The following is a 449-nucleotide window of genomic DNA, read 5'->3' as shown; positions in this document are numbered from 1 at the left end:
GCATGCGGATAGAAGCGATCATAGCCCAGGCGGTTGAAGAGGCGACGGTCGCTTCCCAGTCCTTTGCGAGGCGGCGACAGCGTCCCAGCCAGGCGAAGGTGCGCTCGACGACCCAGCGGTGCGGGAGGACTTCGAAGCCCTTGGCCTTGTCGGAACGCTTGATGATCTCGATGACCCAGTTTCCGGCTTTGGCGAGTGCCGTTCTGAGCTTGTCACCGGCGTAGCCACCATCGGCGAAGATATGGCGCAGCCAGGGGAAGCGCTGGCAAATCCTTTTGAGCACGTCGACGGCGCCATCCCGGTCCTGAATATCGGCAGTGTGCACGAGGATGGAGATCAGAAAGCCGGAGGTGTCGGTCAGGATATGACGCTTGCGGCCTTTGACCTTCTTGCCCGCGTCATATCCACTCGGACCGCCGCTCTCGGTCGTTTTCACGCTCTGGCTATCG

1 protein-coding gene is annotated in these 449 nt (G+C 61.5%); it reads right to left on the bottom strand.

The annotated features are described in order from the left end of the window. A partial coding sequence (locus MTR62_RS21200; protein ID WP_244024660.1) for an IS5 family transposase occupies positions 1-449 on the bottom strand: 449 nt, incomplete at both ends.

The sequence above is a fragment of the Novosphingobium organovorum genome (assembly GCF_022832435.1).
Taxonomy (GTDB): Bacteria; Pseudomonadota; Alphaproteobacteria; order Sphingomonadales; family Sphingomonadaceae; genus Novosphingobium; species Novosphingobium organovorum.
This window is presented reverse-complemented; position numbering and strand designations above follow the sequence as displayed.